Source organism: Clostridium sp. TW13 (genome assembly GCF_024345225.1).
In the GTDB taxonomy this organism is placed as follows: Bacteria; Bacillota; Clostridia; order Clostridiales; family Clostridiaceae; genus Inconstantimicrobium; species Inconstantimicrobium mannanitabidum.
Map to the genome: position 1 here is coordinate 53,275 of NZ_BROD01000002.1, position 14,478 is coordinate 67,752.

Sequence of the window (14,478 nt, forward strand, 5' to 3'; positions counted from 1 at the left end):
AGGCTGGATGTTTCCACGCATCCAGCCTTTTATTGCTCTTTATCAGCTTTTTCTTTATTCATATATGGATTTACATAACCCTGGCACAGATGAGTTTCACTCCAAGCCATCATAGCATTCAAAACAGGAACAAAGCTTTCCCCCAGTTCACTTAATGTATACTCAACCTTCGGTGGAATTTCTTTATAAATTTCCCTATGTAAAAAACCATCTTCCTCTAACTCGCGGAGCTGCTTGGTAAGTGTAGACTGCGTTATACCATCCAAACGACGTATCAATTCACCAAAACGTTGAACCTTATAACATGCTATATACCATAAAATTAATATTTTCCATTTACCATTTAATACAGACTGCAGCGTGCTCATTGGAACACAGCGGGCTATCATATTCTTGTCACTAAACTTATTATCCGCCATAGTTCATCCCTCCGTTTATGGACAGTATACCTCACACTAACGCAAAAGACAATGTACTACTTTTTCTTACACCTAGTATTAAAAATAATACTACCTCCATAAAAAAACCGTACTTGTATATAAAAAAACTTTACTGTAGCATGTAAGTAAGAAACGGGAGGCCACCATCTTGAGACTCGTTTCATTGAAAAAAGCTATTATTAAACTATTACTAAAGGAGCGATATATATGCATTACACTGGAACTATCTGGAGACCTCCATATGAGGCAGAATCTTTATTAATTGAAGTCACCGCTGGCTGTACTCACCACAAGTGCAAATTTTGTACTCTTTATGATGATCTCCCTTTCAAATTTAGAATATCTCCACTTGAAGATATAGAAGAAGATCTAACAGAAGCACAGAACTATAACCAAAAGGTCAAGCGTGTTTACTTAACAGGAGCAAATCCTTTTGTCTTAAAATACGAAAGACTAAAAGAAATAGCAGAATTAATTCACAAATATCTGCCAAATTGTAAGACCATAGGATGTTTCGCCCGTATTACTGATATTACTCTTAAGACGGAGGATGAATTAAATTCTTTGCATGAACTTGGTTATGATGGTATTACCATCGGTGTAGAAACTGGTGATGGAAAAACTCTTGAATTCATGAATAAAGGCTATAGACCTGAAGAAATTATAACTCAAAGTCACCGTCTGGATGCTGCTAACATTAAATATAATTATTTTTACCTTACGGGACTCTCTGGTGCTGGACGAGGAAAACTCAGTGCATTAGAAACTGCCAAAGTATTTAATCAGACACATCCACAGATTATTGGTTCTTCCATGCTTACTGTCTATCCAGAATCTGAACTTTTCCATGAAATTCAGGCTGGTAATTGGTCTGAAGAAACGGAGGTAGGAAAGTTGGAGGAATTGAAGACACTTATTGATAATTTGAATATTCCAGTATACTTCTCCACTCTAGGTGCATCAAATGCCCTTTTTGTTGAAGGTCAACTTCCAAAGGATAAAGCTAATATGATTGCTTATCTTGAGAAGACATGCAAAACTGAAAATGAATCTGAGTTAAGATACTATCGTACCCACCTAAAACACCTTTGATTTTATCTTATAGTTAGTAGTTGTAACTTCAACTTATACAAGTTGGAGACAGCAGCTGCACACTTTAAGACTTAATTTATACAGATATTTTTCCCAATAATTTTAAATATCTCTTATAAGCCAAAACATGTTAACACTTCTTATAAAAATAGGTCTTTATTAACTCATTTTCTTATTAACACTTCAGTTATTAGATTAAATATTAAATTTAAATACATATTAATTTATTAATTATAAATAATAAAATTGATAATTAATAAAGGGGTGTTTAGCAAATGAGAAAAAAAATTATTATTATATCTGTATTTTTGCTTATTTTATTGTTTAAGCCAATTAATACTTATGCCGAGACTAAAAATCCTATACATTTATCTCAGGGCATTTATACAATAAAAGATATAGGCCTAATGACTAATGTTAATTATAAAATTAATAATATTTCTGAAGGAAAATCTGTTATTATGATAATAGATTCTGAACAAAAGATTCAAGAACTTTTAAGATTAGACCCAAATTCTCCTAAATATATTCTGAAGCCTTTAAACTTTACTGATCTTATAGTAATCATAGGTTCAGCCACATTGGAACTTTCATATACAACTTAACACAATATCTGTATTTCTCATATTGACTTTGAATTTGAGCATACAACCATTTTAAAGTGTAATTACAAATAAAGTTAGCTATTCTGCTGTATTTACGCATTAATATAGTTATTAACCATATGGTCAATAACTATATTAAAATTTAAAATTATCAAATAGACTATCCTAAACTAACTTTTCTAAAGATTATAAACTATTTTATAATAGAAAAAAACCACAGTCCCATACCTTCACTCATCTTTGGTCAAGTGTCGTGGCTGCACCCATTAAATATAATGGGATGTTCCACCTCCCACCCACCGCAAGCTCAACCGAAAAAAAATGCTCGGAAAAGGTCCGGGTGTACAAGCTCCCAAGACTTCTGTACCTCCAGCCTTAGGGGCATGTCCACCCTAGGACATAACTCTCTTTTCGGGTAGTGCTTCGAGGTCTTGGCCTGCCGGCAGCAAGGAAAATAAAAAAGCAGACATAATTCACGCCTTGATAAGCATGTGTATTACATCTACTTTTTTAACAGATTTGAACTTATTTATTGTCATCACTTCTGATTTCTTCTAAAACTTTTATTCCTAATGTAGTTACAACCGCTGATAAATATAGAATTGAGAAGAAGATTAGATGATAATAGGAACGCTCTGGATTATTTCCAGAAAAAAGTTCTGCTAATGTTCCTGCTATTATAAAACCCAAAATAAATACACCAACACCAATAAAAAAAGCTTTTAAGTCTTTCATATACAACACCCCAAAGTTAAATTTAGTCAACATTTATAGTTGCGAACTTATAATATATATTTACTATGATGTATCCCTTAATTTTATAATAAAAATAGAATTTATACAATTATGTTAGATAAGTACACAAAATACAAAAAATGCAACTGTCCCAATGTATACATTAGTAATAATGCCTCACTAAAAATATAAAATAAGTCGCCTTAAAAGATGTGGAAAGTCGCTAGAAGTCAATTTTCAAAAATGAGTAAAAAAATTCCCAAGCCTTGCATTTACAAGGACTTTAGCGACATGAATTTTTATACACTCACTAGTAATTACTGTATATATATAAGTTTCCTATACAAGTACATATAGAAAAATAACTGTTTTCTAATATTTAGCTAATACGTATCTATAAGTTGCTTTTCAGATTCATAGCTTAACTTCCCCCAAGATCATATGACTATCACAAAATAGAAAATCAACTCCTTGGATGGGATTAAAAAATATTATTTACAAAACTAATTTTTAATAAGTTTGATACCATTGTGATATATCATAGTGGTTAACTTGTACACTAGGTCCATTTGCTATAGATGTATAACCTGCACCATATTTACCACTCTCTTTAACTACTTGTCCATCGTGAGTTACACTGCTACTATGTGTTTTAGATCTATGATAATAATGGTAATATATATATTATATGTATTTATTGAAATTCTATAGGAGATGACAAAATGAAAAAAGTTATAAGTATATTATTAATAATATCATGCGTGATTTCTTACTATATTTCATATGGTGAAGAAAGAAATGAACTTACAAAAAGAATACAAGAAATAGAAATGAATCTGTCAAACAATTATCGAATAATGATTCCAATAAATATTGATAATAATGATAGTAAACAAAATTATAAAAATATAACAAAAATATTGGATAAATATGAAGGTAGTATTTATTATGATAGAGTCTCTAAGGATCAAAGTACAAGAGTTAAGTATATCTATGATAAGAATAGTATGTATACTTCAAAGATTGAGCTTACAGATGGAAAAAAGTTAACTCCTGATATAATGGAAACTAATAAATATTTGTCAACAAAGAAAATTACAGATGATTTACAAATAGGTAGAATAGCAACTTTTAATAAAGAAGAAAATAGAGAAATAAAAACTTTAAAAAGTATGACAGATGATGATTTTAATTTTAGCGGACCTTGTTACATTGCATTTAAAAGTAGCATAAATATTAAAGACTTTATAAATGAACTACAAACAGCATTACATACAAAAGGAATAGCAATTATTGATAAGACATCTGTGAATATAACTGTAAATAATAATTATAAGATTATAGTTGTAGTTATTTATTTTATAATCATGCTTTTAGTCTTATATGAATTACTGAATTCATATAAAAAAATTGGCTTAAAAAAAATGTTTGGATATTCAGTAAAAGACATCTATCTTGAAAAAATATTAAGTTTAATAAAAATTAATTTAAGTATAGGGGCAATAGTAACTATAGTTATGTCCTTTATATTTTTTAATCAATTAAATATATATGTATATAGCTTTATATTAAAATTTATATTTTATTTAGTAATAGAAACCGTAGCCTTAGTTGGGATATGTTCAATAGCATATATATATATATGCTTTATTAAAATATCTAACATGCTAAAGAACAAGAAACCTCTAACAGGAATAATAGTATTAAATTATATTGCGAAAATAGGATGCTTAATTTTAGTGATGTTTTTTATTATACAAGCTATAAATAATTTCAAAAATATGAACAATATTTATAATAAGGGCTATAGTAATTGGGAAAAACTTAATGATTTTGCAGTTATACCAGAATCAAAAATACCGATTAGTGTTTTGCAAGATAGTGATAGCTATAATGTTTATTCGCAGATTCAGAAAAAATTATATAAAGAATTCAATGAAAAAGGTGCAATATTTGCAGATTTTAGAAACTATTCTCCTGCAATGAGGAGTACAGTACTATCACAACATAATTACTACTATGAAACTGATAATGTAGTTGTTAATCCAAACTATCTAAATGAATATAAAATATTTGATAGTAAAAATAAAGAGATAACTATATCAGATTCTGATGATACACAAATTCTTTTAGTTCCTGATAAATATAAGAATGATGAAAGTAAAATATTACAACAAGCTACCTCTTTCAAGGAACAACAGTATTACTCTACTGGAAAGAATCAAAAAACAAGAATAATATGGACAAAATCAAATCAAAAAGTTTTCACAGCAGCTATAGATATAAATCCTGGTAATTCTAATGAGATTATTGACCCAATAATTTATGTGTTAACCGAAAATAATGCTTCTACATCTGATTATGACTATTTATTAGGTAAGTTTAGTAATCCTTTTAAAATTAAAGTAGATAAAAATATGGATATGAAAAATACTATAGGAGAAATGTTCAAAAAATATGGAATCGAAAATTATATAGGTAAAATATCTCCAGCAAATGAGCAAGTTGCTAGTGTTATTAAGGATGCAAAAGATAGCATTAGGAATTCGATTATATTTACAATCTTGCTTACAGCCGTATTAATCGTAATTATATTACAAAATTCTATTAATTATTTTGATAAGTATAAACAAAAGTTAGCCATTGAAAAATTAACAGGATATAAAATAATTGATAAACATGAAAACTATTTTATAGGAATAATTATAAGTTGGCTTCTTGTTTTCTCTTTAAGTATTTTAGTATATAAGTCATCGATATTGGATATTGGAATTATAAGTATTATTTTATTTATTATAGAAATTATATTTTCTGTTATAGTTCTAAATGTAATTGAAAAAAAGAAAATAATTAGCATCATAAAAGGAGAGTAATTATGCAACCTGTTATAGAATTAAAAAATGTTTCTAAAAGTTATGATAAAAAAATCCTAAACAACCTATCTATAAAAATAGAAGAAAATGAAATAGTAGCGATAGTGGGAGAAAGTGGGAAAGGAAAAAGTACTTTATTAAATATTATTGGACTATTAGAAGATGCAGATTCTGGTGAAGTCATTATTGATAATGAAAAGAGTATTAAAATTAATTCAAGTAAAGCTACTAAAATAATTAGAGAAAAGATAAGTTATTTATTTCAGAATTTTGCTTTAATTGAACAAGAAACTGTTTTTGAAAATTTAGAAATAGCATTAAAATATGTTAAATTAAAAAAAGCTGATAAAATAGATTTAATAAAATCCGCTTTAAAAAGTGTTGATTTAGAAGGATATGAAAAGAGAAAAATATATGAACTAAGTGGAGGGGAGCAACAAAGAGTTGCAATGGCAAGAGTAGTTTTAAAACCAAGTAAAATAGTATTGGCAGATGAACCTACTGGATCCCTAGATTGTAATAATAGAAATAAAATTATGAGTTTACTGAAACAATTAAATAAAAAAGGAAAAACTATTGTAATAGTAACTCATGATAGAGAAGTAGCAAATAGTTGTGATAGGATTATAGAACTATAGAATATATTTAAAATGGTTTATGAAACTATATTCGTTAATGTGGGATTTGTGGTTTTTGTTGGCTACACCTATAAATAACGTTGTACTTGTACAACTTTCTTAAGTAGTACATACCGGGTGGACAAGCCCTTTTATCCAAATGAACGAAGTGAGCTATAAGTAAGGAACGAACGGTTAGCTCCAGCGTAGAGAATGAAGGATTAAAAGGCTTGTCCACCCTTAAACACGTATTCTTATATATCAAAGGGTAAAGGGTAGATATGAGGACCATAGAGAAGCTGCTCCATAGCCTACTCATTTCTACCCTCATAAGAGTACCTTTAATGAGTTTATACCCTTGGGTGGACTTGCTTGCATGGGTGTATGCCAAGGAATTCATGGGAGCATGTCCAGCCCTAAAATACCAGTAGCCAACCGGTGGGTAAATTTCGTGACTTCGAAATTTATCAAGCGTGTTGGAAGGAAAAGGTTTCTTTTTTTCTAGTGGGTGGAAGAAAAAAACTCCAATGGCTCCGGAGCACTACCAAGGGGCAGAAACCAAGCTTTTAACACTTTCATAAAAAAATTAATCTTTTTTTCATACCTTTTGCACGCCATCGGGTACCCTAACAAAAGGACTAGCTTTGGCTTTAGAGATTCTTAGTTTAGGGGAGGTTCACGGAACGGAAAACTCAACTGAACTTAGAAGCTCTTAACAGAAGCTTGTACTTTTTGGGGTGATGGATAACGTGCCGGCCTGTGCTTTAAAAAATGCCATACCAGGGATAATATAAGTGCTAAGATAACTATCTTTTTAGATTTCTTCATAAAACCATTTGCCTTTTTTCTGTTATAATATAAATTAATACCATACTTTTTAAAATATATAAGTTTATATGGTATTTAACAATTACTTACCCAAACTTTGTTAGAAAAAGGGGAATGAATTTTATGTTTAAAAAAGAGTGGCAATTTTTAAAAAAGATACTTTTAGCATTTGTATGTACAATAGGAATTGATGTATTTTGTATATTTGTTGTATTTCCTTTTGTTTGTAAGTTTTACTCAAATGTAGATGCAGATTTAGCCAATTCTTTATGGATTAGTATTATGTTTGTGGCAATTATCTTTTCAATATTTCTATGTACATTTATTATTTGTGATGCAATAAAAAAGAACAAGCAGTAGTGTTGTATTTTTTCTGGTAGCTTATTAAATCAATATTTATACATAACCAAATTACATATTAACAAAAAACAAGTAAAAGTAATTTTGAATATACAATATTACTTTTACTTGTTTTCTTAAATAATTCTTTTTAACATTTATATTATTTTTCTGTAATAGCTTAATCATTTTCCCACCCTAGAAGCTTTTGCTCTAGTTCATCAAAGCTCATTCTGTCATTACAATTGAAGCCAGCTATTTTACTGTATTTACACAATTAATAGGTAAGCCTATGATCAATATCTCTATAATGAAATGAAAGAGTATCTTAATAAACTATCCGAAACTAGCATTTATAAAGACCATAGACTTATTTTATACTATATGAAAAAAATACATTCCATAGTACATGAAAAAGAAACCACCTTTAGATAATTTCCTGTTTGTGCAGCTGATTTATAAACATTTCTGATACATTGCTATAAACGCAGCATTCTTTAACATAGTCACTCACTGTAATTCCTAAAAGATCAGCCTTATCCTTTATTACCTTTTTCTCAAGCTCTGTAAGTCTTATCTGCAAAAGTTCACTCTTTGTTTCCTTCATAAAATCACTCCTGTAATTACAATCTATACTATATATTTTACTGGTAAATTTTGTAATTACAAGTTTTTTAATTATTTTTTTAAACTGCAAACTTTTTTCTTCAAACGGTTCCAATATATATTTACGAAACTATTTTTTATAGTTTCAAAAACTTATATGATAGGAGGAAAAAAATGAATAAGAAAAAATATGATAAACTTAAATTGGCAGTGAATATTACAACTATAATTATAATGTTAATTAATTTATTTAATAAATTAAGGTAGCACAATATTTTTATATCTTAGTTACTAATTACAAAAATTAAAAGAAGTATAGATTTTATATGGTCATACTTCTTTTATAATTTAATTATTATGAGCTTACTTTTTATTATAGAAACTGTTTAAGCATTGAAAATACTATATCATGATATCATTAAAAGAATATATAATGATAAGATGATTTCATTATAAGAATAAAAAAAGATATCATTCTTTATTTTCTCTTTAAAATCAGATTTTTTTGCCTAATCAACCCATATTTACTTAAATACACCTTTAGGTAACTTTTTCTATATTTGGGGCTTTTATAAAGGACTTTGCTTTTTTTTTATAGAATACTTTGTATAAACAGCGCTGTTTATATAAATAAAAAAGGGAGTTGGTTTAAATGTCAAAGACATTGACAAAAGTTTTAGCTGTATCATTAATTGTTTTAGGAGGCTTTGGTTTAAATGGAATAGTGAATCCTAAAACAGCATCTGCATGTCCTTACCACGTAAGTGATAGATTAGGCTCTTATCCTGGATATGTTTTAAGTATGAGAAACGAAAGCTATGATTCTAATGTAGCACAAGTTCAACAATTTCTTCGTGACTTATATTTTTCAACACCAGCAGATCCTAAATATAATGTATATTGCATTACCGTAGATGGTCATTTTGGTCCTGCAACTCAAGCTGCTGTATTATTCTATCAAGATCAACATGGATTATCTAGAGATGGTCAAGTTGGTCCTGCAACTTGGAGCTCAATGCAAAACCACGCTTAATTTATGGTGTAAGAAGTTTATCATGAGTGATACCCACCTTATATCATAGATAATTAAATTATTTATATAACTAAACCAAAAAATGTATTGATAATAGGCGGTTGAGGTTTCTCTTCGGCCTATTATTCTGTACTAAATATTTCATTTTACTCATATGTGACATAGCATTATTCTTAAAAGCAGGTCTTATATTTATAAAATTACTGAGGAATTTCTATTGTTAATTGTAAAGTTTCTGCAGAGCTATAAGCGCTATATGTCACCATAGTAGCATACATTTATTTGTTAAAAACTAAGTACCAAAAGCAACTTAGAGTATTTCTCCACGGTACTTTTTTGTACATTATTAATAAAACCTTAATTCAAGGTATTAATAGATTTATTTTTATCTATAATAATGATTACCTCAAGTATAATGCTTAATAATTAATATGAGCTTATTTTTCATTATAAAAAACTCTTTAAATATTGAAAATACTATATCATGATATCATGAAAACAATATATAATGATAAGATGATTTCATTATAAGAAGACAGAAGATATAATTATTCATTATCTAGTGATAAAAATAGAGTAAGATAATATGTTTAAATCCTTCTAAACACATTATCTTACTCTTACTCATCCCAGCCTAATAATTTCTTTTCAAGTTCATCAAAGGTCATACCCCCATCAGAACCGTCATAGGCCCTTTGAGAGAAGTTATTAAAGGAAAGTTGTCTTGGCATACCTATGCTTTCTTCAAGAGCTCCTGGGACAACCATAGCCTTCATAAACCCTACTAGGCTTTTTATCTTTTGAGTTTTGCTATATTCATAAACCTTTTTTATTTGCCTTATATCACCTTTAGCGTTTTCATAAATGGCCTTAGCACTCTTTGGACCAACTCTATGTCCCTTTAGCATGTCTTGGACTTTCTTTATGCCCATATCATCACTAACATCTTCATAAGGCACCACTGTGGCTGATATTTCATCATAGGTATTTTTAGTTTTGTTGGACTTATTAGATTTGTTGGTTTTGTTTAAAGCTCTTCCATCATGACTGTTTTCACGTATATAAAACTTTATGCTGGTTATCTTTTTTCCTGTCTTTATCTCATCAAAATCGAAATCTATATCACTTAGCTTTTTAAGTTCCTTTTGTGATTGCTGAATAACTTTCTTCTTAAAGTCATTATATCTAGTATATATCCCGTCTGTCTTTAGAAGCTTTCTAAGCTCCTCAACTTCAAGTTCAATATATCCCTGCTGTTTAAATTCATTACACTTTAAAATCTCATATATTCTAGGTGAATACTTACTTTTCATGTTTAAGATATTGGCCAATTTATATTGGGTAAACATGTTGTTAAGCTTTAGCATATAGGGTTTTAAGTCTGGACTAAACTTTAAAGTAACCTTTCCAGATCCCTTTTCATATCTAGCACTGCTTAACCAAGCCACCTGAAGTATTGAATTACCTTCATGAATTTCAAAAACCTTCTTCATAAGTTCCTTAGTGATCTTAGGAATTTCAGTATATTTTGTTTTCGTATCAACCCCTAAAAGCTCCATGAACTCAGAAATCTTGAAAACATAAGGTTTAAACTCTTCATCTGTTGGTTGAACCATACTAGCTAGAGTAAGTATAAGTTTTTGTTCCTCTAAACTTAGGTCATAGCTAGAGTTCATAATAAAATAATTAGACTTAGTTACTAGATACTGCTTATCCATAAATTCACCCCTTAGCATAAATTTATCACATTATAACGACTAGGTCAACGTTTTTGTCGTTTATGGGTACGTAAAAGTCGTTTTTAATAAAATTCAGGTACGTAAAAGTCGTTTTTAGGTACGCAAAAGTCGTTTTAAAATCAATTTTAGGTACGCAGAAGTCGTCTTTAGGTACGCAAAAGTCGTTTTAAATTTTTACAGCCCAGTTATACCAATGCTTTGAAGGGTGTCTAAAACATATAAAACAATATATATAAAACATATAAAACAACAACAGTGTTGTCGTTAGAAATATATTAAAATTAAAGTGCTTTTTTGAAAATTAAATAGTGAGATTTTTACTAAGTTAACTTATGTTTTTTATGAACCTTTTATAGATTTGAAGTAGTAAATTATAAAAATGCTTTTTGAAATTTAAACAATATGATTTTTACAAAATATGCTATAATAAATGCAAAATAGTAAATTAATGTGAAACATTATATTATTTACATGATGAGGAGGATTTTTATGCAAAACCCATACAAAATATGTCCTACTTTTGAAACAGAAACTTTTATTCTAAGACTCGTTTCGGAAGAAGATTCTGAAGGGCTACTTAAATGTTATTCTGATAATAAGGCACAAAAAATTTTTAACTGTGATAGGTGTACAGGGGATTTCTGTATGTACACAATTGAGGATATGTTACAATGCATAAGAGCTTGGCTAGATGCATATTCTCAACAAGAATTTATACGCTTTGCAATTATAGATAAATCACTATGTAAAGCTATTGGAACAGTAGAAATGTTTGGTTATGTTGGTAAATGTAAAAACAAAACAGGAATACTCCGAGTTGATGTGTCTTCTGAATACGAAATTGAAAATAACTTAAATGAAATATTTAGTGTTTGTAACGAGAATTTTTTTAATTTGTTTGAGGTTGATATAATTGCAACTAAGGCAATACCTGAAGCTGTTGAAAGATGGCAAACATTATTAAAACTAGGCTTCAGTGAAGGCAAGGTATATGAAGGAGAACACTATTATTTGAGTTCAAAATAAGCATAATCTACATTAAACTAAATACTAAATATTCTTTAATAAGGAATTAATAAAATTAAAGAGTAAATTCTAAAATCGTATTATTCAAGAGATTGGATTTGCGATTTTTTAATATGCAATTCTAAAGCATTGCTCAATAAATCATAGTTAATATATAGTCCAAAACACAAAGTAAACAAGTAAAGACTTTAAAGACGACTTTTGCGTACCCAAACTTTAATAATTAAGTTTATAATAAAATTAATTGATATATTTTAAAAAGGAGTACTAAAATGTGAGTGAATTACTTGAACAAATAAAGGGTTGCAATACTTTTTGAATGTTATTTTGCTCGAAATGTAAATACATTAACAGACTTATATAAAATTGAGTTTATTAAAATGCTTAATAAGTATATTAATAATGAGCAAGTAGAAGTTCTTGGATCTGGGATTAATAATGGGTATAGTTGCGTTACTGAATATTTTAAAGAATAAACGTTTGGTTTATATACATAAAATAGCATTAGTTACCAAAAAGTACGCGTTTATGATTAAAGACGACTTTTGCGTACCGAAATTACATTTATATAAATATAGAAAACTTAAAAGCATGAGAAGGTTGTTGCATGATTAAAGCCTAGCAATATAAAGGTTTCTTCACTTATAAAAAATCCTACAGAAGTTTATATAATTAAAACTTATAATAAAAGAAATATTGATAAATTATCTTAAAAAGCGACTTTTGCGTACCCAAACTATATTTTAGGTACGCAAAAGTCGCTTTTAGGATTTTATCATAGGAAGCAGTTGAATCGCTTTTAATTGCATTGAAAATAATGGTATAATTATAAAATAATGCATTAATAATATTTAAATTCGTTATCGGGGGTGATAATATGTTTGGGAAAGAAAAAAGATTTGTAGCGATTCATAAGGATACTAGTGGTATGTCTGGCTGCAAGATAATAGTGGATAAAGACACAGGTGTTCAGTATTTATATGCCTTTGATGGATATGGTGGTGGCGTAACAGTTCTTGTTGATAGGAATGGTAAGCCAATTCTTTATTCAGATGGTGAATAAAGTTTATACAAAAAGGTTAGCAGTATAGATGCTAACCTTTTTTCAAACAAGGATCTTTACATTAATGTTATACTGGCTGTAATTCCTTTGAATTTACCTTTTGAATTTCATTATAGTAACTTATGATATCTATTACTTTTCCACCTTCTAAAGCTTTTTTAACTTCATCAGAAGACATGCCTAGTTTTAACTCACAATTATTAACTCCTAAATCAAGATGTAATGCACCAGCTTGAGTATAAGCATCCTTCCAAGCAGCAGTAGCTTCTTTTAAATCAGTTAAAATCTCATTGAATTTCTTTTGATTTTTTTCATTAATAGCGTCTTTTATCTCATTAATAGCTCTATTAATATCATTTTCGAGAACTATCCATTCATTTAAAACCGCCTGAAGATTAGATTGAACCTTACTTGCCTCATTAGCCATGTTTGTAAAGTTTTTAGAAAGAAGACTAAGGGTAGCAACATCAGCAGTTACTCCTGTAATTTCTTTTTGAATATTTTCTATCAATTTCTTATCAGTCTCTATTTGAATAGAATCGATAACAATATAATACACTGATACTGCAACCACAGGAGCTATAAAGAACCAAGTTACAGCCCCTATTGGCCAAGCTGCAATTGTTGATATTATGCCAAAAGTCACGGCAGCACCTGTAGCAATACTAAATCCAACAATGGAAGCAGTGCATGAATCTATATCACTTTTTAATTTATCTACAGCTTTGTTTAGGTCATCAATTTGTTTTTTATCTGCCTTTTCATCATTGATAGCTCTATTTGAAATATTTTCTAATTGTTTTGCCATATCTGGTAGATTGTTTTTCACACCTTCAATACTAGTAACAGATCCAGATATAAAGCTTCGAACCATAGAAAGTTGAGTTGATAAGGTGTCAAGATCGTTGGTTAATATTTTTATAGCTATGCTATTATCTGGATGAACCTTTAAGGCTTCAGTTTGAGTTTGTGCATCATTCAAAAGAGAAATTATTATATCATTATAACTAACAATTTCATCAGGAACTGTAAGTAATTTAGCCATTACTTTATTTGACCAGTCTAATGCAGTACCATTTGCTTTTTGAAAAGCTGTTAAATATTCTTGAAAATCTTTTGGTTTATAATTCAAACTTGGAATTTGTGAAGTTAGCACACTGGTCATAAATGTATTTGTTCTAATCACGTTTAATTTATAATCATTTTGAGCTTGAACCAAATTTGATGCGTGTTTTTTTATAGCATTTGTAAGTAACATAGTTACCACTCCTAAAAAATATTCGCTGTTAAAATACAACATAATTAAATTGTGCTAAAATATGAGTTTTTATAAATTGTATTTTTTATATAATTAAAGGGGTAATTTCAATATAATTGATATTAAGCTAGACGTTTTATAGTTAAAATTTCTAATAGTAAAGAAATTATTTTAATTGAGGCTTTAGAAGTGTTGGTATGTCTATATCATGATATGATGATATC

General features: G+C 28.8%; 14 protein-coding genes. 8 read left to right on the plus strand and 6 right to left on the minus strand.

Annotated elements, in window-relative coordinates:
• Positions 1 to 29: 29 nt before the first annotated feature.
• A complete protein-coding gene (locus OCU47_RS21585) occupies positions 30 to 419 on the minus strand; it encodes a winged helix-turn-helix transcriptional regulator (protein ID WP_261830718.1) in 390 nt (129 codons plus the stop codon).
• A gap of 228 nt (positions 420 to 647) precedes the next feature.
• Between OCU47_RS21585 and OCU47_RS21590 the strand changes: the two genes are divergently transcribed.
• Both OCU47_RS21590 and OCU47_RS21595 read left to right on the plus strand, forming a co-directional pair.
• Complete coding sequence (locus OCU47_RS21590; protein ID WP_261830719.1) at positions 648 to 1,532, plus strand: radical SAM protein; 885 nt, start codon at positions 648 to 650, stop codon at positions 1,530 to 1,532.
• A 275-nt stretch (positions 1,533 to 1,807) separates the two neighbouring features.
• Positions 1,808 to 2,137, plus strand: coding sequence for a hypothetical protein (locus tag OCU47_RS21595; protein WP_261830720.1), 330 nt, complete (start codon positions 1,808 to 1,810; stop codon positions 2,135 to 2,137).
• 525 nt (positions 2,138 to 2,662) lie between these two features.
• Here the strand turns inward: OCU47_RS21595 and OCU47_RS21600 are convergent.
• Together OCU47_RS21600 and OCU47_RS21850 are read right to left on the minus strand one after the other, a co-directional pair.
• On the minus strand, positions 2,663 to 2,872 hold the full coding sequence (locus OCU47_RS21600) for a permease (RefSeq protein ID WP_261830721.1): 210 nt from the start codon (positions 2,870 to 2,872) through the stop codon (positions 2,663 to 2,665).
• Positions 2,873 to 3,382: 510 nt separating this feature from the next.
• Positions 3,383 to 3,553 (minus strand): lactococcin 972 family bacteriocin, encoded by a 171-nt coding sequence (locus OCU47_RS21850; RefSeq protein WP_376778068.1) that lies wholly within the window; start codon positions 3,551 to 3,553, stop codon positions 3,383 to 3,385.
• Between the two features lie 41 nt (positions 3,554 to 3,594).
• Here OCU47_RS21850 and OCU47_RS21605 point away from each other — a divergent pair, with 41 nt between their 5' ends.
• The 3 genes from OCU47_RS21605 to OCU47_RS21615 all read left to right on the plus strand — a co-directional run bounded on the left by OCU47_RS21605 (position 3,595) and on the right by OCU47_RS21615 (position 7,550).
• The gene (locus OCU47_RS21605) at positions 3,595 to 5,745 is read left to right on the plus strand and encodes a DUF1430 domain-containing protein (RefSeq protein WP_261830722.1); all 2,151 of its coding nucleotides are present in this window, start codon (positions 3,595 to 3,597) and stop codon (positions 5,743 to 5,745) included.
• Positions 5,746 to 5,747: 2 nt separating this feature from the next.
• Positions 5,748 to 6,383, plus strand: coding sequence for an ABC transporter ATP-binding protein (locus OCU47_RS21610; protein WP_261830723.1), 636 nt, complete (start codon positions 5,748 to 5,750; stop codon positions 6,381 to 6,383).
• A gap of 930 nt (positions 6,384 to 7,313) precedes the next feature.
• Positions 7,314 to 7,550 carry a hypothetical protein gene (locus tag OCU47_RS21615; RefSeq protein WP_261830724.1) on the plus strand — a complete coding sequence of 79 codons (237 nt, stop codon included), beginning with the start codon at positions 7,314 to 7,316 and terminating at the stop codon, positions 7,548 to 7,550.
• 406 nt (positions 7,551 to 7,956) lie between these two features.
• Here OCU47_RS21615 and OCU47_RS21620 read toward each other — a convergent pair whose 3' ends face one another.
• Positions 7,957 to 8,136 carry a plasmid mobilization protein gene (locus OCU47_RS21620; RefSeq protein WP_261830725.1) on the minus strand — a complete coding sequence of 60 codons (180 nt, stop codon included), beginning with the start codon at positions 8,134 to 8,136 and terminating at the stop codon, positions 7,957 to 7,959.
• Between the two features lie 651 nt (positions 8,137 to 8,787).
• Between OCU47_RS21620 and OCU47_RS21625 the strand changes: the two genes are divergently transcribed.
• Entirely contained in the window at positions 8,788 to 9,168 is a 381-nt protein-coding gene (locus tag OCU47_RS21625) for a peptidoglycan-binding domain-containing protein (protein ID WP_261830726.1), read from the plus strand.
• A 620-nt stretch (positions 9,169 to 9,788) separates the two neighbouring features.
• On the opposite strand, the gene OCU47_RS21630 is transcribed toward OCU47_RS21625, so the two are convergent.
• Complete coding sequence (locus OCU47_RS21630) at positions 9,789 to 10,886, minus strand: replication initiation protein (RefSeq protein ID WP_261830727.1); 1,098 nt, start codon at positions 10,884 to 10,886, stop codon at positions 9,789 to 9,791.
• 510 nt (positions 10,887 to 11,396) lie between these two features.
• Between OCU47_RS21630 and OCU47_RS21635 the strand changes: the two genes are divergently transcribed.
• Positions 11,397 to 11,933, plus strand: a complete 537-nt coding sequence (locus OCU47_RS21635; protein WP_261830728.1) for a GNAT family N-acetyltransferase — start codon at positions 11,397 to 11,399, stop codon at positions 11,931 to 11,933.
• An 877-nt stretch (positions 11,934 to 12,810) separates the two neighbouring features.
• Positions 12,811 to 12,996, plus strand: a complete 186-nt coding sequence (locus OCU47_RS21640) for a DUF6440 family protein (RefSeq protein WP_261830729.1) — start codon at positions 12,811 to 12,813, stop codon at positions 12,994 to 12,996.
• 67 nt (positions 12,997 to 13,063) lie between these two features.
• On the opposite strand, the gene OCU47_RS21645 is transcribed toward OCU47_RS21640, so the two are convergent.
• Positions 13,064 to 14,254 carry a hypothetical protein gene (locus tag OCU47_RS21645; RefSeq protein ID WP_261830730.1) on the minus strand — a complete coding sequence of 397 codons (1,191 nt, stop codon included), beginning with the start codon at positions 14,252 to 14,254 and terminating at the stop codon, positions 13,064 to 13,066.
• Positions 14,255 to 14,478 lie beyond the last annotated feature (224 nt).